The organism is Vibrio sp. 10N.239.311.G01 (assembly GCF_041465805.1).
In the GTDB taxonomy this organism is placed as follows: Bacteria; Pseudomonadota; Gammaproteobacteria; order Enterobacterales; family Vibrionaceae; genus Vibrio; species Vibrio crassostreae_C.
Window position 1 is genome coordinate 77,716 of sequence record NZ_JBFSRM010000008.1, and the last position, 22,065, is coordinate 99,780.

20 protein-coding genes and 1 pseudogene are annotated in these 22,065 nt (G+C 44.0%); 7 read left to right on the top strand and 14 right to left on the bottom strand.

Annotated features, from left to right (window positions below):
* Positions 1-18: 18 nt before the first annotated feature.
* On the top strand, positions 19-1,587 hold the full coding sequence (gene mltF / locus AB6D06_RS08675; RefSeq protein WP_372110119.1) for a membrane-bound lytic murein transglycosylase MltF: 1,569 nt from the start codon (positions 19-21) through the stop codon (positions 1,585-1,587).
* Between the two features lie 316 nt (positions 1,588-1,903).
* Positions 1,904-2,035, top strand: a complete 132-nt coding sequence (locus AB6D06_RS08680; protein WP_017059878.1) for a hypothetical protein — start codon at positions 1,904-1,906, stop codon at positions 2,033-2,035.
* A 61-nt stretch (positions 2,036-2,096) separates the two neighbouring features.
* Here the strand turns inward: AB6D06_RS08680 and tadA are convergent.
* The 7 genes and pseudogenes from tadA to AB6D06_RS08715 all read right to left on the bottom strand — a co-directional run bounded on the left by tadA (position 2,097) and on the right by AB6D06_RS08715 (position 9,057).
* A pseudogene (gene tadA, locus AB6D06_RS08685) lies at positions 2,097-2,701 on the bottom strand (tRNA adenosine(34) deaminase TadA).
* Positions 2,702-2,787: 86 nt separating this feature from the next.
* Positions 2,788-4,077, bottom strand: a complete 1,290-nt coding sequence (locus tag AB6D06_RS08690; protein WP_372110120.1) for a hemolysin family protein — start codon at positions 4,075-4,077, stop codon at positions 2,788-2,790.
* A gap of 214 nt (positions 4,078-4,291) precedes the next feature.
* On the bottom strand, positions 4,292-5,854 hold the full coding sequence (locus AB6D06_RS08695) for an AbgT family transporter (protein ID WP_017059875.1): 1,563 nt from the start codon (positions 5,852-5,854) through the stop codon (positions 4,292-4,294).
* 298 nt (positions 5,855-6,152) lie between these two features.
* Positions 6,153-6,602 (bottom strand): prepilin-type N-terminal cleavage/methylation domain-containing protein, encoded by a 450-nt coding sequence (locus tag AB6D06_RS08700; protein ID WP_017059874.1) that lies wholly within the window; start codon positions 6,600-6,602, stop codon positions 6,153-6,155.
* Complete coding sequence (locus AB6D06_RS08705) at positions 6,592-7,902, bottom strand: hypothetical protein (protein ID WP_017059873.1); 1,311 nt, start codon at positions 7,900-7,902, stop codon at positions 6,592-6,594. Before AB6D06_RS08705 ends, AB6D06_RS08700 begins: the two co-directional genes overlap by 11 nt.
* Positions 7,899-8,525: a PilW family protein gene (locus AB6D06_RS08710; RefSeq protein ID WP_029236419.1), complete on the bottom strand. Its 627-nt coding sequence runs from the start codon at positions 8,523-8,525 to the stop codon at positions 7,899-7,901. The genes AB6D06_RS08705 and AB6D06_RS08710 overlap by 4 nt, the downstream gene beginning before the upstream one ends.
* Complete coding sequence (locus tag AB6D06_RS08715; protein ID WP_017059871.1) at positions 8,509-9,057, bottom strand: GspH/FimT family pseudopilin; 549 nt, start codon at positions 9,055-9,057, stop codon at positions 8,509-8,511. Before AB6D06_RS08715 ends, AB6D06_RS08710 begins: the two co-directional genes overlap by 17 nt.
* Before the next feature lie 102 nt (positions 9,058-9,159).
* On the opposite strand from AB6D06_RS08715, the gene AB6D06_RS08720 reads away from it, so the two are divergent.
* Positions 9,160-9,597, top strand: a complete 438-nt coding sequence (locus AB6D06_RS08720) for a type IV pilin protein (RefSeq protein ID WP_017059870.1) — start codon at positions 9,160-9,162, stop codon at positions 9,595-9,597.
* 130 nt (positions 9,598-9,727) lie between these two features.
* Here the strand turns inward: AB6D06_RS08720 and dnaJ are convergent, their stop codons facing one another.
* The 5 genes from dnaJ to grpE form a co-directional block, all read right to left on the bottom strand.
* A complete protein-coding gene (gene dnaJ, locus AB6D06_RS08725) occupies positions 9,728-10,876 on the bottom strand; it encodes a molecular chaperone DnaJ (RefSeq protein ID WP_048608049.1) in 1,149 nt (382 codons plus the stop codon).
* Positions 10,877-11,160: 284 nt separating this feature from the next.
* Positions 11,161-13,074: a molecular chaperone DnaK gene (gene dnaK, locus AB6D06_RS08730; RefSeq protein ID WP_017067645.1), complete on the bottom strand. Its 1,914-nt coding sequence runs from the start codon at positions 13,072-13,074 to the stop codon at positions 11,161-11,163.
* Between the two features lie 386 nt (positions 13,075-13,460).
* Positions 13,461-14,498, bottom strand: a complete 1,038-nt coding sequence (locus AB6D06_RS08735; RefSeq protein WP_017059866.1) for a polysaccharide lyase family 7 protein — start codon at positions 14,496-14,498, stop codon at positions 13,461-13,463.
* A gap of 256 nt (positions 14,499-14,754) precedes the next feature.
* The gene (locus tag AB6D06_RS08740) at positions 14,755-16,029 is read right to left on the bottom strand and encodes a dicarboxylate/amino acid:cation symporter (RefSeq protein WP_017072011.1); all 1,275 of its coding nucleotides are present in this window, start codon (positions 16,027-16,029) and stop codon (positions 14,755-14,757) included.
* 388 nt (positions 16,030-16,417) lie between these two features.
* Positions 16,418-16,999, bottom strand: a complete 582-nt coding sequence (gene grpE / locus AB6D06_RS08745) for a nucleotide exchange factor GrpE (RefSeq protein ID WP_372110121.1) — start codon at positions 16,997-16,999, stop codon at positions 16,418-16,420.
* Between the two features lie 143 nt (positions 17,000-17,142).
* Between grpE and nadK the strand changes: the two genes are divergently transcribed.
* From nadK to bamE, 3 genes are all read left to right on the top strand, one after another.
* Complete coding sequence (nadK, locus tag AB6D06_RS08750; RefSeq protein ID WP_017066747.1) at positions 17,143-18,027, top strand: NAD(+) kinase; 885 nt, start codon at positions 17,143-17,145, stop codon at positions 18,025-18,027.
* Positions 18,028-18,319: 292 nt separating this feature from the next.
* Complete coding sequence (gene recN, locus AB6D06_RS08755; protein ID WP_017059862.1) at positions 18,320-19,984, top strand: DNA repair protein RecN; 1,665 nt, start codon at positions 18,320-18,322, stop codon at positions 19,982-19,984.
* A 167-nt stretch (positions 19,985-20,151) separates the two neighbouring features.
* Positions 20,152-20,511 (top strand): outer membrane protein assembly factor BamE, encoded by a 360-nt coding sequence (gene bamE, locus AB6D06_RS08760; RefSeq protein ID WP_010438918.1) that lies wholly within the window; start codon positions 20,152-20,154, stop codon positions 20,509-20,511.
* 200 nt (positions 20,512-20,711) lie between these two features.
* On the opposite strand, the gene AB6D06_RS08765 is transcribed toward bamE, so the two are convergent.
* A complete protein-coding gene (locus AB6D06_RS08765; protein WP_010438916.1) occupies positions 20,712-21,023 on the bottom strand; it encodes an RnfH family protein in 312 nt (103 codons plus the stop codon).
* Positions 21,024-21,026: 3 nt separating this feature from the next.
* On the bottom strand, positions 21,027-21,455 hold the full coding sequence (locus AB6D06_RS08770) for an SRPBCC family protein (RefSeq protein WP_010438915.1): 429 nt from the start codon (positions 21,453-21,455) through the stop codon (positions 21,027-21,029).
* A 119-nt stretch (positions 21,456-21,574) separates the two neighbouring features.
* Here AB6D06_RS08770 and smpB point away from each other — a divergent pair, with 119 nt between their 5' ends.
* A complete protein-coding gene (smpB, locus tag AB6D06_RS08775) occupies positions 21,575-22,060 on the top strand; it encodes an SsrA-binding protein SmpB (protein WP_004735156.1) in 486 nt (161 codons plus the stop codon).
* Positions 22,061-22,065 lie beyond the last annotated feature (5 nt).

Consider the following 22,065-nt stretch of genomic DNA (forward strand, 5'->3'; position numbering starts at 1 on the left):
TTTTGAGATTTCATTTTGATGCCTAAATTTACGCTCATCTTTTCGTCTAAATTCCTTCTGATCGCTATCGCTCTGTTTGGGTTAGCGGGATGCCAGATTGAATCTGAACCTAAAAGTGTTCTTGAGCAGATACGAGACCGTGGCGTTCTTCGTGTCGGCACCTTGAATAACCAACTCTCTTATTACATCGGTCCTGATGGTCCTGCTGGCTTGGATTACGAATTAGCTCGTGAATTTGCGCAGGAGCTTGGTGTAAAGCTTGAGGTTAAACCCGCTTACCGTTTGTCTGGCTTGTTCCCTGCACTGCAGAAAGGCGAAATCGATCTTATCGCGACCGGCTTAACGCAAAACAACAAACTGACACGAGCTTATCGCGCCGCACCTGCTTATTACTATGTAAGCCAACAGGTCGTGTACAAAAAGGGCCAATGGCGCCCAAGAAACCTTGAGCAATTGATCAATTTTGAGAATGAGCGTCAGGCTGAGTTTGTAAAAGCACAAGCTGAATCAGAAGAGGCGTCATCAAGCGAAACACTGACCCCCTCTTTAGTTGTAGTAAAAGACTCACACTTCGAGCCAACACTAAAACAGCTACAGAACACACATGATGACTTTACCTACGATGCGGTCGGTAATGCGGACGTCAACGACCTACTAAAAGAAGTCTCGACAGGAGAGCGACTGTTTACCGTTGCAGATTCAATTGAGCTTTCATTGGCGCAACGTTTGTATCCAGAGGTCGCTCTCGCTTTTGAGCTAACAGAAGACCAACCTATCTCTTGGTACTTACAGAAATCTGAAGACGAAAGCCTGTATGCTTTACTGATTGAATTCTTCGGCAACCTAAAACAATCTGGTGAGCTCGCATCACTCGAAGAGAAGTACATCGGCCACATTGGTACCTTTGACTACGTTGATACTCGTGCCTTTATCCGCGCACTGGACAGCAAGTTGCCAAAATGGTCGCCGCTATTTCAAAGGTACTCTCAAGAATTTGATTGGCGCTTGATTGCCGCTTTGGCCTACCAAGAATCACACTGGAACCCTGTTGCGCGCTCACCAACGGGTGTTCGTGGCATGATGATGTTGACACTGCCCACCGCGAAGAGTGTTGGGGTAACCAACCGTCTCGACCCGAACCAGTCGGTACAAGGCGGTGTTGAGTACCTGCGTCGTATCGTGAACCGAGTACCAGATTCAATCACTCAACACGAAAAGATCTGGTTTGCACTTGCTTCATACAATGTCGGTTACGGGCACATGATGGACGCGCGTCGCCTCACGAAGGCACAAGGTGGCGATCCCGATGCTTGGGGCGATGTGAAAGACAGACTGCCTCTGTTAAGACAGAAGAAGTACTACAGCCAAACTCGCTACGGCTATGCGCGTGGTGATGAAGCTAGAAATTACGTTGAGAACATTCGCCGTTATTACCAAAGCATCATCGGCCATGTAAATAAGCGTAATAAAGAACAAGAAGAGAGTCTTGAGGGTTTGATTGTCATCCCACCTTTAGAGACTTCTAGTGCTGAATCAAGCATTAGCGCTGCTGAATCGACAGTAAGCAGTTCTGAGCCTTCACAGTAAAACCCAAAAGAGCAATGCCATCTAGCATTGCTCTTTTTTATTGTCTTTTTTCGACTCTTCTTTCGTCACTAAGGGATAAGGGAAGCAGGCAAGAAAATGATGATGAGATCTAGAGTGTCATATTGCAGTAACAATCGAACCTTATAACGGCACACCACAATCAAGATTATGCTCTGTTGCACTGCAATGCTGGCTTTAGACTAGAACTGCTCTTCTATTTAAGCCAAGCGCGCGACAGGCCAAATAAACGAATAACACTATAATTAAATCGTTAGTCCAAACTAAAAAGTCAGACGGCAAATAGGAAATCATTGAAATGATGAAGAAACTGAAATCGAAACGCCTTGATAAGACCGTTGCTGCAAACCGTCGTAAGCGTATGCTTTCAAATAATAAGAAGAAGATCATTTGGCGCAATCGCGCTTTCATGCAGATGATTGCTGAGTAAATGTAGTTACTCAGTCAGTTTGCTTGGCACTCTTGCGATAGAGAGTGCCGAAAGTACGCTGCTATTTCTTATTGCCAGCCTTCATCTCTGCTTCTAAACGCTGCTCTTCCAACAGACGTTCTTGCTTTCGCTTCTCTTTTATCTCTTTTCTACGACGCTTGAAAAACGCTTGTAATTGCTCACGGCACTCTTCCTCTAACAAACCATGTTCAACGTCGGCATAGTGGTATGAGGCTTGGCTTTCAAACAAATTCAACACTGTACCTGCAGCGCCTGCTTTTAAGTCTGGAGCACCAAACACAATGCGCTTTACTCGGCTGTGTAGCAAGGCACCTGCGCACATTGGGCAAGGCTCTAGCGTAACGTATAAAGTGGTATCGAGTAGCCGATAGTTTTCTAAGGTTTGACCGGCTTTACGCAAGGTTTCAATTTCTGCGTGTGCCGTAGCATCGTGGCTGCCAATCGAACGGTTCCATCCTTCAGAGATAATCTCCCCACCTTTTACTAATACTGCACCAACAGGAACCTCTCCCTCGCTCTCTGCTTGCTTAGCTACCTCAATGGCGCGTCGCATGAAGATTTCATCTTGAGGGGTGAATTGATGGTCTGACAAAGGGAACTCCAGAAACAAAGGATAAAAACGAAAATAGGTATGCGGTGAATCATACCTAATCTTAGAGATAATGAACAATAAAGAGGTAATAGACAACAACAGACAATGAACCATTGCCGCTTGCTGGTTGGTCGAACTGTTAGCTATTAGCGTCTTCTATGTCATCGGCTATTGGCGTCGCTTTGATACTCACAATGCGATTGTTCTCAACAGAGATAATTTCAAACTGCCACTGCTGGTATTGAACAACTTCGCCTGCATCCGGTAAGCGCCCTATTAACCATGTCACAAGGCCATTCAGCGTTTGGAAGCTCTCGCTTTCGCCCTCAAAATCCGATAGCTCTAAACGGTTTTTCAGTTCACTGATAGGAATCAATCCATCCACCAACAAACCGTCTTCCACTTGCTCGGTCCAAAGATCGTTCGGATTATTCGATAGCTCGCCAGCAATCGCCTCAAGAATATCGTAATGAGTCACAAGACCTTGAACATCGCCATACTCGTCGACAATGAATGCCATCTCGGTGCCCGACTCTTTAAAGTAGCCAAGTAGACGCAGAGCTTTCATCGATTCTGGAACATAGATCGGCGAGCGAGACAGCCCCATGATCACTTGAATGCTTAGATTGCCCGCCTGATTCAGCAAGGCTTTGGCTGACACTGTACCCACCACTTTATTGAGGTGATCTTGGCACAATGGAAACACACTGTGTTTTGATGAACGCAGTTTCTTTAATATCTGCTCAACGGGTTGGTCGACATCCAGAAAGTCGATGTCTCGACGCGGAGTCATCAATGAGCTCACAAGACGATCATCAAGCTGCAAGATATTACGAATCATCTCTTGTTCGCCGCGTTCAATCACACCCGATTCTGAGCCCTCTTTCACAAGTGCATGGATATCATCTTCGGTAACGCTATCTTCTTCACCGCCTCGGCCCATCAACTTAAGAATACCTTCCGTTGAAGCCGACAACGCAAACACAAACGGCGTCGCGATTTTAGATAACCAGAAGATTGGCAGCGCGACTAACGCAGCAATGTTTTCAGCTTGAGACTGAGCAAAACGCTTTGGTACCAACTCACCGACAACGATAGCGAAATAAGTAATACCTACCACCACAACCGCAGTAGACAAGATGTTCGCTTGTGTTGGGTCTAGTCCCCACAGTTCAAGTTGAACGGCTAGTGGAGCCGATAGCGTCGCCTCACCCACAATCCCGCTGAGTAGGCCGATTACCGTGATACCGATTTGGATTGTAGAGAGGAAGCGGGTTGGGTTTTCTTTGAGATCAAGAGCAACCTGAGCGGAGCGGTGTTTTTCGGCTAAGCGTTTCAGCCGACTATTTTTTGCTGCTACCAATGCAATCTCAGACATGGCAAACAGACCATTTAAAACAATTAACCCTACTAAAAGCAGAATTTTCATGTGGCTTGGATTTCCTAAATTTACCGGCCAACAATTAGCCGTAATCCGGAGTATAAGCTGAGTGCCTTTATTTTGAATATAAAAAGTTTTGGATATAGAAAGTTTTGGATATAAAAACCTTGGATATAAAAAACGGAAAAAATAGCGAAAAAAAGCCCGCACATTTCGGTGCGGGCTTAGCAATGAATAAAGCTTAGTTTTGCTTAGTTCAATCTTACATTGTGTAAGTGTAAGGTGCTTGGATACCTAGTGGGATACCAAGAGCCCAGTAAGCTAGCAAGAAGATAGACCAACCGATTAACATCGCAATCGAGAATGGCATCATTAGAGAAGCTAGAGTACCGATACCTGTCGACTTAACGTAGCGCTGACAGTAAACAACAACCAGTGGGAAGAACACCATTAGTGGAGAGATGATGTTAGACACTGAGTCACCTACACGGTAAGCCGCTTGAGATAGCTCAGGAGAGATACCCACAACCATTAGCATTGGAACTAGGATAGGACCAATCAGTGCCCACTTAGCTGAAGCAGAACCAACAAGAAGGTTAACTGCAGCCGTTAGTAGAATCATACCAACAACCGTTGCTTCACCTGGAAGGTCCATCGCTTTCAAGCCTTCAGCACCGTAAAGTGCCAGCATAGTACCGATGTTTGATTGAGCGAATGCAGATAGGAACTGAGCACAGAAGAACGACATTACAATGTATGCGCCCATCGTTGCCATCGTCTCAGACATTGCTTTGATAACATCATTACTATTCTTGAATGTACCCGCTACACGGCCGTAGACGATACCCGGAATAATAAACAGGATGAAGATCAGAGGAACGATAGACTTCATTACTGGTGCTGAGAACGCCGTTAATTCGCCTTCAGGTGAACGAAGTGCTGAGTTTTCAGGCATTAGAGCCGCGATAAGCAGACCAATACCGGCAACCATTGCCCAACCAGCGAATTTGAATGCTTTAGATTCAATGGCTGTGAACGTACCTAGATCAGGTGCTTGTTCTGCATCTTCATCTACAGGCGTATTAGCAAGACGAGGCTCGATAATTTTCTCTGTAACGTACCAACCAATTGCCACAATTAGAATTGAAGACAAACCAGTAAAGAAGATGTTCGCTAGAGGGTTGATCACATATGCAGGGTCAAGAACGTTTGCCGCTGTTTGAGTGAAACCAGCTAGTAGCGGATCAATACCTGAAGGGATAAAGTTCGCTGAGAAACCACCTGATACACCAGCAAACGCTGCTGCAATACCCGCTAGAGGGTGACGACCCGCAGCGTGGAAGATGATACCGCCAAGAGGGATTACTAGAACGTAACCTGCATCAGCTGCTGTGTGAGACACGATAGCAACCAAGATTAGCATCGGCGTTAGTAGCTTAGCTGGCGTGAAGTTAAGCATCTTCTTAAGGCCAGTCGTAATGAAGCCTGAAGAGTCTGCAACGCCAACACCTAGCATAGCAACAAGTACGATGCCTAGAGGTGCGAAGCCTGTGAATGTGGTAACCATATTCGCTAGGAAGCTAGCAAGCGCTTCACCAGTTAGTAGGTTGTTTACTTCAAGAGCAGCACCCGTTTGAGGGTTGATTAAGTCGAATGAAAGATTCGATAAAAGTGCAGATGCTACCCATACAATAACTAGAGCCCAGAAGAACAGGATTGCTGGATCTGGAATTTTGTTGCCGGCGCGTTCAATGAAGTTTAGAAAGCGGTCCATACCACTGATCTTCTCAGTCGATGGTGCTTTTTTTACGGCTTGGTTACTCATTGTAACTCCATATGTGATGTTGTTTTGTTTAGGCCTAATATAAGTTTTGACCACGGCCTATTGGTACAGCACATATTCTATTAAAGTCGCTGTTAAAAAGCACAAGGTTCCACATCATTTTCCATAAATGGAGACATATTTTGCAAAAATACTGTACAACAGCAACAATATAAAAACACAAAAAACACCATTCCATATACAGAGTTTTAACTGGCACGTAAACAATGTCCGAGGAGTGAAAACTATCAGTAAAGGGGATGCGTAGGCCTTGGCATGCAGTAAACGTTTGCTTAATAGATCAATCAAATTCACTGTATTTGGAGAGCATAGTTTCGAGGTAAATACTTTGTGCGTGGTTCATACGATCTTGCCATGCAATTGTGACAGTAATGCTTTTTAATGCGCTAGACAGAGCACCGTTTGCATTAGTCACTTCACAAGTCATGGCATAGGCAGACCCCGACAAACCGGATAAAGGATCTGAACTTGCTGTGTTGAGACAATGACTCGCCTGATTTAGTTCTGAAAAAGGAATTAAACCTACCGCCCCACTCGCATTAGACGCCCGAGTTCGATAATACTCCATCTGCCTTTCAGCAAAATGCAGCGCTTCGATACTCTGAATCGCATAGTCGGCTTTCTGCTCAGTGTAGGTCTGCAGCTTGACCATGCCTAACGCGGCCACGCCCACCAGTAGAAAAGAGATAAGTACTTCAAGTAAACTAAAACCACGCTGGTTAGAAATCACTCCATGAGCCCTTTTTCCACTGTATTTCGACAGGTTCATCATGCGGGTTGTATTCTCCTCGATAATCTAGATTCATCGAGCCTTTAATCGTAGAAAGCCCCCCGATTGAATCCAAAAATATGCCTCCTTTAGGGAAGAAGGAAGCGTTAGCTATATAGGTACTATTTTCTTTAACCAATAAAGAGTAATCCATCGTTGCTGGTAACTTATCCCAACTATCAGCAAGAAAGTCCGTGTTGTTTTCAGCACCTGAAGCGTCCTTGAAGACACTCATGTCATTCAAGTGATAAAAAGCACCATCAAGTACACTGGCGTTTCCATTTGCGAAAATCCCATTTTCGACCACTAAAGATCGTGGTGTGATCGTTCCTGCACTATCCACAATATTAATGGCTGGGTGCCAAACTACACAGTCCCCAATGACCCACACCTTAGTTTTACCAGCTGAAAAGGCATCATTGATTCGAGTACTGCACTCCTTGCCCACGTATTTATTTGTGTTTGAATCGAAATCTACATGCACGGTATTCCCGTGAGAATCCGTCTCTAATAGGTTTATTACCTCATATTCATTACTTTTAAGGGCGTTGATATTGTCCGTTGTTTTCTTTACCCCGAAGTAGTTTTCGAAACCATTTAGATTGGTGTCATGAACGTAATCACTCATAAAAGCACCGCTAGGATCACTACCCGATGCGGTAATCGTTGCGCTCTCACTCAAGTCAGTTACCGCATCTTTACAAGCGCTAAAATCTGCAGGTGCATTCTCAGGATTAGAAACGGTGGTTAAGCTCCCCCCTGTACCTTTGGTGTGTATAACAGAGTCGAAAAACCGAACTGCCACACACTCATATACACCGTTGTTACTGGTTTCACTGAGTTCAGGGTCGATATCCATGATGTCCTCGGAAATAATTTCGAGAGCCGATATTGCTTGTATGGCCCCCAAACCCGAATCATTAGAAAATCGAATTTCTTTATTAATCGATGTTCTGTTGGCGGTTGAGACAAGGATATTAGCGTTATCGGATGATTTATCTAATGAAGAAAGCTTGTTGCTACAGGAATCCAGGAGATCACCTGGGATCGCGGTACTGCTGTTTTCAATAATAACGCTTAGACCACACTCCAATCCCCCCTCGGCGGTCCAATGTTCTTTGCGAGCTTGAACCTCGTTTTGAGCACGCTTTATTTGGTAAAAAGTGGTTTTAAAGCTACCAAGAGAAACGATCAGCACACCAATCAATAGAATACTGACTAGAAGTAGTGTTACCGCTCCATTTTGCTTTAATCGCATCATTGCCAATTCCTTTGTACCACTGAAGTCACTACTCTCTGACTTTCATCTGCATTCACAAGAGAAGCTTCTAGAGCGATATCGACTCTTTGCGAGGTTGCCAGACTGTTAGATAACTCAGTTACAGAAACCAAAAAAAGTTCTACTTCTATTTGCTTTTCGAAAAACAAACTTTCACATGTCATTGCTCCCAAACCAGATGACGTAATCTGAGTGATATCTAATAAATAAGAAGATTCTTCTTGGCAATAGTTCAGCTTATTACCCTTAAATTGATAGACAATGTTTCGATAGGCCGAAGATGCGCTGTTTTGTCGATAAACAAAACCAACGTAAGATTCACTGGCACTGGATTGAAAGGTATAAATCGTATTGGCAGCGCCCGATAGCTTCACTGATTGTCCAGAGTCTGCATCATAACCGGCTCGCCAGAGCTCCTCTTTCATCATTTGAGTAGTAGCGAATAGGTTCTGAGATAAGAGCAGCTCCAAGCTCTTTTCTGAACTCAAACGTTGGTTGGTAACAAATACCGAGCCGATAGTACCGATAACAATCACACCGATCACAGAGGCCACTAACATTTCGACCAAGGTACTACCTTGAACACTCCTAGCCACAGATCTCATAACCATAATGACCTATGCTATTGCGCCCATCGCTGTTTGGGTCACTGCTGCAAATTCGGATCCGCCCTGTCGTTTTCGATGCGATGATTGAAAGTACATCCGACAGCGCATTCGTGGAGGCGAGTGAAACATTACCGTCTCGAAAACGTCCCCTGACGTTATCGATCGCAATTGAAGTACTATTGGAGAAATTAAAGTCTACTTTTATACCTCTATATGCCGAACCATCAAGATGCATAAGTACATTATCAGAAACGTAAAATGTTGAACTGCTCAACACCATATCCCAATCACCATCAGAACTTTCGGTTCCACCTAAGGCACCTGAAACCAAGAACAAAACATAAAGCTCTTGGTTACGAGTGACCGCTTCTGATCGGGCAGTAATAAGAAAACTATGAACCTCAGGGGCTAAGCGCTGCAGTTTAGAAGAAGCCAACAAAGAACTAAAACTAGGGGCAGCCGCAGCCAGTAGCACTGAAAGCACCACTACAGTAATCAGCAGCTCTAATAGCGTAAACCCGCGAGTCATTTCCCAAATTCCTATGTAATAACTTGAGCAACCGTACTCAACCTTGCGCACATGCTAACACTAAGGAAAAATAGCCAGATAAGTGAAAAGGAAGTCCTCGTGATGATTCGAAAAAATAAATGCAACAGCAACAACACGCGCGTAAAAGGGATGACATTGATCGAGTTATTGATTGTGGTTGCCATAATTGGGATTTTGGGGGCTATCGCCTATCCGAGCTATACCAACCACGTAGTGACTGGACATCGAACTAGCGCACTCGCTGACATAGCTCGAATTCAATTAGAACTAGAAGCAGCCTATGACAGCGGTTATGACTGGAGTGGTATTGTTTCGGGAAGCGATTGTTTGATCTGCGATACCGAAGCGAGTCGTTTTGTTTTCAGTGTCACCAGTTCGGCTTCTGCTGCCTATACGATTACAGCAACACCTCAGTCGGGAGTAGGTCAAGATAAAGACAACTGCTTCGATGGACAAAACCATAAAGTGCTCACTCTCGACAGTGCTAATGTCGAATACCCAGAAGCCTGCTGGATGTAGTGTGATGAGGGTTTCAGGTGAAGAGAAAGAGAAAGAGAAAGAGAAAGAACCAGGTTTGAGATACAAAAAAAACCTGCTACATGAGCAGGTTTTTTAATTTTATCAACAACTTAAAGTATCAACAATCTAATTACTTAGTTAGGTCATCGAAGAAGTTTTTAACGCCGCTAAAGAAACCTTCAGACTTTGGCTTATGCTTGCTTGCCGCTTCACCACAACATGTTTCTTCGAATTCACGCAGTAGTTCTTTTTGGCGAGAGCTTAGCTTAACTGGAGTCTCAACCACTAGCTTAACGATTAGGTCACCCACACCGCCGCCACGAACGCCTTTCACGCCTTTGCCACGCATACGGAACATACGGCCCGTTTGTGTTTCTTCTGGCACTTTAAGGTTTACACGACCATCCAGTGTTGGAACTTCAACTTCACCGCCTAAAGCAGCCATTGAGAAGCTTACTGGAACCTCACAGTAAAGGTTGTTGCCGTCACGCTCAAAGATGTTGTGCTCTTTTACGTGTACTTGTACGTACAGATCGCCAGCTGGAGCGCCTTGCTCTCCCGCTTCGCCTTCGCCTGATAGACGAATACGATCGCCAGTATCAACACCAGCAGGGATCTTAACGTTAAGTGTTTTCGTCTTCTGTTTGCGACCTTGACCATGACATGAGTTACATGGGTCTTTGATGATCTTGCCTTTACCGTTACAAGTAGGACAAGTCTGTTGAACCGCAAAGAAACCTTGGCGCATTTGTACTTGGCCGTGGCCATGACAAGTGCCACACGTTTGTGCAGAAGAACCCGCTTTCGCGCCGCTGCCGTCACACGTATCACACTCTACAAGTGTTGGTACTTCGATTTCTTTAGAAACACCACGAACCGCTTCTTCTAGAGAAAGTTCCATGTTGTAACGTAGATCTGAACCACGTTGTGCACGCTGTTGACCGCCACCACGACGACCGCCGCCGAAGATGTCGCCAAATACGTCACCGAAGATATCGCCGAAGTCACCTTGGCCACCGCCGCCGAAACCACCGCCGCCGCCCATGCCACCTTGTTCAAAGGCTGCATGACCGTATTGGTCGTAAGCTGCTTTCTTTTGAGAATCGGTTAGGATCTCGTACGCTACTTTTACTTCTTTAAACTTATCTGCTGCGGTCTCATCACCCTGGTTACGGTCCGGGTGGAATTTCATCGCTAAGCGTTTGTACGCTTTTTTAATATCGCGCTCTGATGCATCGCGGCTTACGCCTAATACTTCGTAAAAATCACGTTTTGACATGTTCTAGGTCACCAAAATAATTGCTACTACCGAATGATCACTTCAGTAGTCTGTGTATCAATCTAGATAAAAGTTCTGCCGGCTGAAATGCCGAATAAAGCTATTATCTAGATCGACAAGTCTAAATACAAATTTACGGGCGTGAGAGTTACCTCTGACGCCCGCAATAATAAGTCTTTGAGACAAATTTCTAAGCAGATAGCTTGAGTCCTAAGTGGAAGCGCGGAGCCTACGTTAGTAGGTGGACACTTCCGATAACGAAATCAGGCTACTCTGCGACGAAATTATTTTTTGTCTTCTTTAACTTCTTCAAACTCAGCGTCTACAACATCGTCGTCTTGCTTAGGTTGTTCACCAGCGTCAGCACCAGCTTGTTCAGCTTGAGCTTTCTGTTGAGCAATTTCCATTAGCTTTTGAGCTGCTTGCATAAGTTCTTGAACTTTAGCGTCGATAGCTTCTTTATCGTTACCAGACTTAACTTCTTCTAGTGCAGTGATAGCCGCTTCGATTTTAGCTTTCTCGTCTGCAGGTAAAGCTTCACCAGCTTCTTCTACTTGCTTCTTAGTGCCGTGAATCATTTGGTCAGCTTGGTTACGTGCAGTTACTAGCTCTTCGAACTTTTTGTCCGCTTCTTTGTTAGCTTCTGCTTCTTGTACCATTGCTTCGATCTCTTCCTCAGACAGGCCGCCTGATGCTTGGATAGTGATCTTCTGCTCTTTACCTGTTGCTTTATCTTTAGCAGATACGTTCAGGATACCATCAGCATCTAGGTCGAATGTTACTTCGATTTGTGGCATGCCACGTGGTGCTGGTTGGATACCTTCTAGGTTGAACTGACCAAGAGACTTGTTGTAAGTCGCTTGCTTACGCTCACCTTGAAGAACGTGGATAGTTACTGCGTTTTGGTTGTCTTCAGCTGTAGAGAACACTTGATCCGCTTTAGTAGGGATAGTTGTGTTTTTCTCGATAAGCTTAGTCATCACGCCGCCCATCGTTTCGATACCGAAAGATAGAGGAGTAACGTCTAGTAGTAGAACGTCTTTAACGTCACCCGCTAGTACACCACCTTGAACAGCAGCACCCATTGCAACAGCTTCGTCAGGGTTCACGTCTTTACGTGGCTCTTTACCGAAGAATTCAGTTACTTTAGCTTGAACCATAGGCATACGAGTTTGACCACCAACTAGGATAACGTCAGTGATTTCGCCTACAGATAGGTCAGCATCCGCTAGAGCAACTTTTAGTGGCTCAAGAGAACGTTGAACTAGGTCTTCAACTAGAGACTCAAGCTTCGCACGAGTCACTTTGATGTTCATGTGCTTAGGACCAGTCGCATCAGCAGTAACGTAAGGTAGGTTTACGTCAGTTTGAGTAGTAGAAGAAAGCTCGATTTTCGCTTTTTCTGCTGCTTCTTTAACACGCTGCATTGCTAGTGGATCAGCTTTAAGGTCGATACCTTGCTCTTTCTTGAACTCATCTACTAGGTAGTTGATCATGCGGTTATCGAAATCTTCACCACCAAGGTGAGTGTCACCGTTAGTTGAAAGAACTTCGAAAGTCTTCTCGCCTTCTACTTCATCGATTTCGATGATAGAGATATCGAATGTACCACCACCAAGGTCGTATACAGCGATAGTGCGATCACCACCTTGCTTGTCTAGGCCGTAAGCTAGAGCAGCAGCAGTTGGTTCGTTGATGATACGTTTAACATCTAGACCAGCGATACGGCCAGCATCTTTCGTTGCTTGACGTTGAGCATCGTTGAAGTAAGCAGGAACAGTTACTACTGCGCCAGTTACTTCTTCGCCTAGGAAGTCTTCAGCTGTTTTCTTCATTTTCTTAAGAACTTCAGCAGATACTTGAGGAGCAGCCATTTTTTGGCCTTGCGCTTCAACCCATGCATCACCGTTGTCAGCCTTAACAATGTTGAAAGGCATGATTTCGATATCGCGTTGAACTTCTTCATCTTCAAAACGACGACCGATTAGACGCTTGATAGCGAACAGTGTGTTTTGAGGGTTAGTAACAGCTTGACGTTTTGCAGGTTGACCAACTAGCGTTTCGCCTTCTGTGTATGCGATTACTGATGCTGTTGTGCGTTCGCCTTCAGCATTTTCAATTACGCGTGGTTTGTCGCCGTCAAGAACAGCAACACAAGAGTTAGTAGTACCTAAATCAATACCAATGATTTTACCCATCAGGCCATCTCCGAAATATTTTCTATTAAGTTTTTGCTATACCCACATATGTGGGGGTGGTAATCAGGGAATCAACCCTAATACACAAAATTAAAGTGCAAATGTAATTTGCTTTCGTATGCACCATAGATAAGGGCTGCAAACTGGTTTTCAAGGGAATAAGTAAAAAAAATCTATTTTTTCCCGTATCTTTTTACATAAAGGTAAAAAGTGACCGATCCCTTGCCAATTAAGGCTCCAATGTTGAGAAACTCTCGCATTTGTCGCCACATTGAAACCTCAACCCTATTCCAGATGCCATAAAAAAAGACCTTCATGTGGAAGGTCTTTTTCAAATAGATATTAATCAGTTAAATATTGTTCAAATGGTGACTGATTCAGCCATATTATTGGTTGAGCACTAACTGGTAGAAGCTCGCTTGAGTGTAATCACCCGCTTCCATACCACGCCATTCACAGGCTGAGCTCGACTTCTTAGTGTTGCATTGATTGTATGCGCCCGCCTTGAAGTACATCCAGTCCTGTCCATAACCAAGGTCGATATCATGCCCCTGATACTTACCCTTGGCCAAATCAACATCATACGTCTTCACAATAGGATCGGCTGAGTTTGGATTCTTAGTAAAGGTTAAGTGCATGATGTTATCTTTGATATTCACATCGTATGAGAACACTTCACCTAGCTTGATGCCATCAGCAGGGTCCGAGCTGCCTTTTTTCAGATTGTATTGACCAAATACATCATGGCGAATGTCTTTACGAAGTTTCTTTCCGTTTTCATCCTTCGCGTTTTTCATCTCTGTCGGCGGGTTTAACTCATAGTTCCACGTTAACGAACCATGCTCATGCTCTGGCAATTTGCGGTAAACAATTTTCAGAGGTTCATTATCCGACCCATGGATTTGACCAATAACCACAGAGAATGCACCGGTTTTCTTATAATTACCGCTGGTGCTCACCTGATCAACAGAAAGTGTTGCCGTCATCTGGCCACCGATAGAGCCAAACTCTTCCGCGTTCTTATGGCTTGAAATCGCGAAGTTGTTGCTCGGCGCAGAGTAGCTATCCGCTAGCATCGCTCTTAGCTCACTACGCGTGTTTTTACTGTTTGGCGTCGTTGGAGCTGTATTCGGAGCCACAAACACCATCGCACCAGATTCAGCATCCGTGTAGAACCATTTAGGGTGAACGTAAGGCGTGTCTACATTCGACAGTTCCTTTTTACCAATCTCCAGCGTTTTACCTTTTCTAGACCCTTCAGTCGTCAGCTCCGGTAAGTTAATTTTCCATTTAGATAAATCGAAGTTTTGTGCTGGTGCTTTTGCAGGGTCAAGATTGAACTGTTGACCAATATCGTGATTAGAAGCAAGAGCGGGAGCGGCTAAAAGGCTGGCAGTCAGTAGGCTAAGGTAAGACAGCTTCATTATTGGGTTTCCTTTATGTCGTCATAATGTAGGTTGTCAGAACAATAAAATAATATTGTATTATTATATGTGATCTATATTAAAGATTGAAAACTGATGACCAATTCGGCACGAGTAAAAAGAAAAAATGAGACTTAACACCAATCAAAGATCTTTTTAGCTAAGTTATCAGATAGCCCAAAGCACTTATCATCAGAAACAAAAAAGCCCCGCTCTCATTGAGCGGGGCTTCTAATTATCGAATCTTAATTAAGAATTATGCTTCTGCTTTCTTTAGCTCAGCTTCTTCGTTAGCTTCAACGCCGATTTCGTTTTCAGATTTCGCTACGATAGTGTTAACCGCAGTATCACCAACAACGTTAGAAGAAGTACAGAACATGTCACAGATACGGTCAACAGCAGCAACAATCGCTAGACCTTCTGGTGGCAAACCTAGTTGGTGCAATAGAACACCGACCATAACCACACCACCACCAGGAACACCACCAGCACCGATAGAAAGTAGCAAGATAGTTAGACCTAGAGTAAAGATATCAGCAGTATTGATTGGCTGACCAAACGCGTTTGCTACGAACATAGTTGCGAGTGCAATGTAGATAGATACACCAGACATGTTCATTGTTGCACCCAGTGGTACACCGAAACCTGCTACTGACTTAGATACGTTTAGTTTGTCAGTAAGAGTACGCATTGTTACTGGGATTGTTGCGTTCGAACTTGCTGTAGATAGTGAGAATAGAACTTGCTCACGAGTTGCACGTAGGAACTGCTTTGGAGAAATACCAGTGAATGAACCAACCATCATTGGATAGAAGAAGAAAATCCAGAACACAAGCATTGCAACCACAAGCGCCACATAGCCAGCAACTGACATTAGCGTGTCTGCATCCAGTGTTGCGCCCAGTTGAATCATCAGAGCAAATACACCGTAAGGCGCCAAGCTCATTACTAGGCCGATAAGCTTCATCATGATTTCGTTAGCCATCTTGAATGTCTTGATAGCTGGGCCACCACGAGAATCAAGCGCTTGAATAGCAAGACCTGTCAAAATTGCCATGAAGATGATTTGTAGCATGTCGCCGCTTGCGAACGCTTCTACAGGGTTGCTAGGAACGATGTTAACAACAAGAGAGAAGATGTCTGGTGTTTCAGTTGTTGTAAGCGCAATTGTCTCAGAAACCGTACCCGCAAGGTTCGCACCTGCACCTGGTTGGAAAATAAGACCAATCGTTAGCGCTGCTGAAATCGCGATGATGGTGTTAATAATGTAAAGACCAAAGGTTTTACCACCAAGACGGCCAAATGAACGAATATCTTTTAGCTCAACAATACCGCAAACAATAGATACGTATACAAGAGGAACTACAAGCAATTTGATAAGTGATACAAACATACCACCAGCACCTTCGGCAGCGCCAAGTAGATACGTATCAAAAATAGCAATACCGCTGAATAGGTACTGAATAGCAGTACCAATAAGTAGACCGGCGAACAAGCCTACAAAAATTTTACTTGAGAGCGATTTATCCATCGTTCTTCTCCAGTTTGTTGTGTTTAAAATTTGTACTTTTATAGTTATATATGCGACCAAAATCGCTATATGGCAGTGGATTTTACATATAAAGATAACAATTAAAAGTATTTATTTACAAAAACATCACAAATGTGACATCAAAACATTTACTCAATCACAACAAGTTTCATAACACAAAACTCTAAATCGCTGATCTGAATGAAATAAAAAGAACGACATTCTTAATGCGGTTTTGATGCTTATTTACGTGGACTCTCAAGTTATAGGCACAAAAAAAGAGAGGCCTATGCCTCTCTTTTTATTTTACGTAAACCAGTGATTTATTTTGTCGCTGCTACTAATTCAGTCAATGCACCAGTCAATCACTTGGCAACGTAATTCGTCATTACTTAGCAACCATAACCATCGCTGGGCGAACCACACGACCGTTTAGTTCGTAGCCTTTTTGCATCACAAACATAACCGTGTTCGATTCGTGATCTGGGCTTTCTTGAATAGACATCGCTTGGTGGAATTCAGGGTTGAACACTTCACCTTCAGGGTTGATCTCTTTAAGACCAAACTTAGCAACTGTGTCTACGAACGTTTTGTGCGTTAGCTCAACACCTTCATACAGTGGCTTAACCACTTCGTTTTCAGCGTCTGCTGCTTGCATTGCACGCTCTAGGTTGTCGATTACAGGAAGCAGACCTTCAGCAAACTTGTTCAAAGCGAATTTACGCGCTTTATCAATTTCTTGTTCGCTACGGCGACGCATGTTTTCAACTTCAGCTTTCGCGCGAAGAACAGAATCTTGCTGCTCTTTCACTTTAGATTCACTAGAAAGCAGTGCAGCTTCCAGTTGAGCGATTTTTGCTTCCTGCTCATCAGCAGCGTCTTCATTCAGTTCAGCTTCTTCAACTTTCTCAGCTTCAGCGATGATCTGATCTAGCTCTGCTTCGGTTACTTTGTTTTCTTCGTTGCTCATGATATCTCCAGAATTCGTTTTCAATGCAAGTGACAGGCGTGTTTGCACCCCAAATTGATATAAAACACTCGCATAGACGTTCAACTTGCCTTTATTATGGGGATGAAGAATTTTGATTCAAGCCTAATTCGTTTGGAAACGTTATGAAAAAGCCATTTGAAGTCATCGCCATTATCGGTAAACCTCGAGATCAGCAAGCAATTCAGACTCATAGAGAGCTCTATCAGTGGTTAAGTGCTGAGGGTTATCAAGTGTTTGTTGATGACAGACTCGCCACTATTTTAGACGACATCCCAAAAGAACATTTTTCTAGCCTGATTGAATTAGGTAAACGCGCCGATCTCGCCATTGTGGTCGGTGGTGACGGAAACATGCTCGGTGCCGCTAGAATCTTGTCACGTTTCGACATTTCAGTGATTGGTGTTAACCGAGGTAATCTTGGTTTCCTAACCGATCTCAACCCTGAAAACTTCCAGAGCGCGTTGACTGATGTTCTCAAAGGCGAGTTCATGGAAGAAGAGCGCTTCTTACTTGAAACGGAAATTCATCGTCACGGCCAGATAAAAAGCCACAATGCGGCACTTAATGAGGCAGTACTGCACCCCGGACAAGTGGCGCACATGATCGAGTTCGAAGTGTATATCGATGATAGCTTCGCCTTCTCACAGCGCTCTGATGGCTTAATCGTCTCAACACCGACAGGTTCTACCGCCTACTCGCTTTCCGGCGGCGGCCCTATCCTGTCATCAAGCCTAAATGCTATCTCACTCGTGCCAATGTTCCCGCATACCCTTTCAAGCCGCCCATTAGTGGTGGATGGCAAGCGTCGTATTAAGCTTATCGTATCGCCTGATAACCGTGGAACTCAGGAGGTGAGCTGCGATGGTCAAATCTCACTGCCTGTTTCTCCTGGTGATGAGATCCACATTTACCAAAGCCCGAATGTACTTAAGTTGATCCATCCTAAAGACTACAACTACTACCATGTTCTACGTAACAAACTAGGTTGGTCGAGTAAGCTGTTCTAAAAGAATAAACGCTCCAGTGGTAACCGAAAATTTGAAAGGCTGACGACATTCGTCAGCCTTTTTATTGCCAGTAAAAGCCCGTCGGCTCTAGCTTCTCTGCAGTTCCTTATACCTCCACTCCCAAGAGGGAGGAACGACTGAGTTGGGAATCTATAGCGGTTTCAGTGATCTACGAACAACCTCAATTCTGATAACGGTCGCAAAAAATTTTCACCTGTCGACTTTACTGTATAAAGAAACAGTATATACTGAACTTATACACAGTATTGTTCAGTTATACAGGTAAATAAAAATGCTGGCTCATTTAAGTGTTAATAATTTCGCTATTGTTAAGTCTTTACAGCTAGAACTATCTAAAGGCATGACAACAATCACCGGGGAAACTGGTGCGGGTAAATCTATCGCTATCGATGCTTTAGGCTTATGTCTTGGGGGAAGATCCGATGCAGGAATGGTTCGACAAGGTGAAGAAAAAACCGAAGTCAGTGCCGCTTTTTTACTTGAGAACAATCTGCATGCAACCCGCTGGTTAGAAGACAACGAATTGCTTGATGGCAGTGAGTGCATCCTGCGCAGAACCATCTCAAAAGAAGGTCGTTCTCGTGCATTCATCAACGGTAGCCCTGTCCCTCTTTCGCAATTGAAATCACTTGGACAACTGTTGATCAACATCCATGGTCAACACGCGCATCACCAGTTGATGAAAAGCGATTATCAAATGGCCATGCTTGATCAATACGCAGGCCACTTGAACCTATTGAAATCGACACGTAATGCTTACCAAGCATGGCGACAAGCGGATAACCACTTAAAAGAGTTACGTGAGAATAGCCAGCAAAACCAAGCTCAAAAACAACTTCTTGAATACCAAATCAAAGAGTTAAATGAGCTGTCTATTGGGGAGGAAGAATATGAAGACCTCGAACAAGAGCATAAGCGCCTCTCCAATAGCGGAGAACTGGCCACAACCTGTCAGCAAGCTATCGAGCTTATTTATGAAGGCGAAGAAGTTAATGCGCTTGGTATTCTGCAATCGGCCAATAACTCCTTAATTCAGCTAGCTGAGCTAGATGAAAGATTAGCCGAGTTACCAAACTTGCTTTCCGAAGCCATTATTCAGATTGAAGAAACCAACAACGAGTTAAGAACATACCTAGACAGCATTGATGTTGATCCCGGTCGTATGGCTTACGTTGAGGAGCGTTTCTCTAAAGTGATGTCGATGTCTCGTAAACACCACGTGTTACCTGAAGAGCTGTATAAGCACCATCAAGACTTACTACAACAAGTTGAAGCGCTTGATTGCTCTGATGAAAAATTAGAAGAACTGGCAAACGAGGTGGAAAACCAATACCAATCGTTCGTTGCTAAATCAGAGAAGCTTCATAAATCTCGAACTCGTTACGCAAAAGAGCTCAACAAGCTGATCACGCAAAGCATGCACGAACTGAGCATGGAAAAAGCGCAGTTTGCCATTGAAGTGAACAACACCAACACACACCCTTCTCCATTGGGTATGGATAACGTGACCTTCATTGTTTCGACCAACCCAGGCCAACCGATGCAGCCGATTGCGAAAGTGGCCTCTGGTGGTGAGTTATCACGAATCTCATTAGCGATTCAGGTGATCACAGCGCAAAAAGTGGATACACCAAGCCTGATTTTCGATGAAGTCGATGTGGGTATCAGTGGACCAACCGCTGCGGTTGTCGGAAAAATGCTACGTAAGCTGGGCGAATCGACACAAGTTATGTGCGTGACTCACTTACCTCAAGTTGCCGGTTGCGGTCACCAACAACTTTTTGTAGCGAAGAACACGAAATCAGGTAAAACCGAGACTCAAATGCACACGCTTGATGAGCAACAACGCGTTTCAGAGCTTGCTCGACTGCTTGGTGGCAGCCAGATTACCGAATCGACGCTTGCCAATGCAAAAGAGTTATTAATCGCAGCATAGGTTACATATTCAGCAACTTTCTGATAATTTACCGAAAATTCTTGGCAATTTTGCAACTTAATTCAAAATTGCCAGTCATAACAAGCTCAAAGCGCAAGGAGCTTTTTACTTCTTGCTGGAGCTTGTTTATTATCAGGCAGTATTTTAGCGAAGAAAGATCTCAAACTATGCGAATTAAAAAGTGGTTAGTTGCAGTTCCACTTGCACTAACAATGTTGACCGGTTGCTCTCTATTAGAGAAGTTGGTTTATCGAATTGACATCAATCAGGGTAACTATGTTGAACAGGAAGCTGTCGATCAGCTCAAGTTTGGCATGACAAAAACACAAGTTCGTTACGTTATGGGCTCACCTATGCTTATCGAAAATGGCTACCCAGATACGTGGTACTACATTTACCACCACACAAAAGGCCATGAAGACTCGATTCAAAAAAATCTTGTTGTTAACTTTGATGCAACGGGCACCTTAGTGACGATCAATGGTGATTTTGAAGCCAGTGATGAATTCTTCGAAAGCCTTCGCTAGCTTTCCAGTCAACAAAGCTCTCGGCCGATAAAGCTATCAGTCGACAAAACTATCCGTCGACAAAGCAAGAATCGCAAAAGCCTGCTCACATGAGCAGGCTTTTTAATATCTGCTAACAAATTAGCTGCGTTGTCTAACCAACAGGCACAAAAAAGCTCGCCAATATAGCGAGCTCTCTTCTTAGTCAAACTTGTTTAGCATTACGATTTAGCTGCGGCCGCTTTTGCTTGTTCAGCACGCTTACGGCGAATTTCTTTTGGATCGGCTAACAGTGCTCGATAAATTTCGATACGATCTTTATCTCGAACGGTTGCATCTAACTTAACGTTGCGGCTGTATACGCCAACTTTATTTTTCGCCAAGTCGATTTCTGGATACAACTCTAAAACACCAGACTGCGCAATAATCTCTTCAACGGTCGCGTTCTTATTTACCACTAAGGTAAATACACGCTGCTCATGTGGAAGCGCAAACACAACTTCTACGTGGATCATATCTGATTCAATAGTCATGGCTTAGTAAACCTGTTTCGCTCGTTGAGTAAAAGCACTGACCATATTGCTTGTCAGTTCATTGAAAATCTTGCCAAATGCCATTTCAATCATTCGACTAGAAAATTCAAACTCTAGTTTAAGTTCAACCTTACATGCTTGGTCGTCTAGAGGAGTGAAATACCAGCCCCCCTCCAGCTTCTTAAACGGGCCATCTACCAGCTCCATTAAAATTTCAGCACCATCCGCCATTCGATTCGACGTAGTGAATGTTTTACTGATACCAGCTTTAGAGACATCAACCGAAGCCACCATCGCGGAATCTGAAGATTCGATCACACGAGAACCAGAACATCCTGGCAAAAACTCAGGATAACGAGCAACATCATTGACCAAGCTGAACATCTGGTCGGCACTAAAAGACACTAATGCTGAACGAGTAACCTTTGGCATATAGACTCCTGTTAAAGACAGCGTTACATTAACACAAACTGCAATTTTAATTGTATTGGGCCAGAGCGCAAATAAAAAGGATTCCCCATCTAGGGCGCATTCCGTATAATGAGGCCATTATGGCAAAGAATAAATCAAAATCAAAAGCCGGTAGTAATACCATTGCGCTTAATAAGAAAGCTCGCCACGAATATTTCATCGATGATGAGATAGAAGCGGGGCTTGAGCTACAAGGCTGGGAAGTAAAATCCCTACGTGAAGGCAAAACCAATATCGCAGAAAGCTACGTATACATCCGAGATGGCGAAGCATTCATCAGTGGTATGACGATTACTCCGCTAACTCAAGCGAGTACTCATATCGTGGCGAACCCAACACGTATCCGTAAACTATTAATGTCGAGAAAAGAACTCGACAACCTTATCGGTCGTATTAACCGTGAAGGCATGACGCTTGTCGCAACCGCACTTTACTGGTCTCGCTCTTGGGCGAAGATTAAAGTTGGCGTAGCGAAAGGTAAAAAGCTGCACGATAAACGTACTGATATGAAAGAAAAAGATTGGGCGAGAGATAAAGCACGAATTATGAAGAGTAATTTGCGTTAATTTTA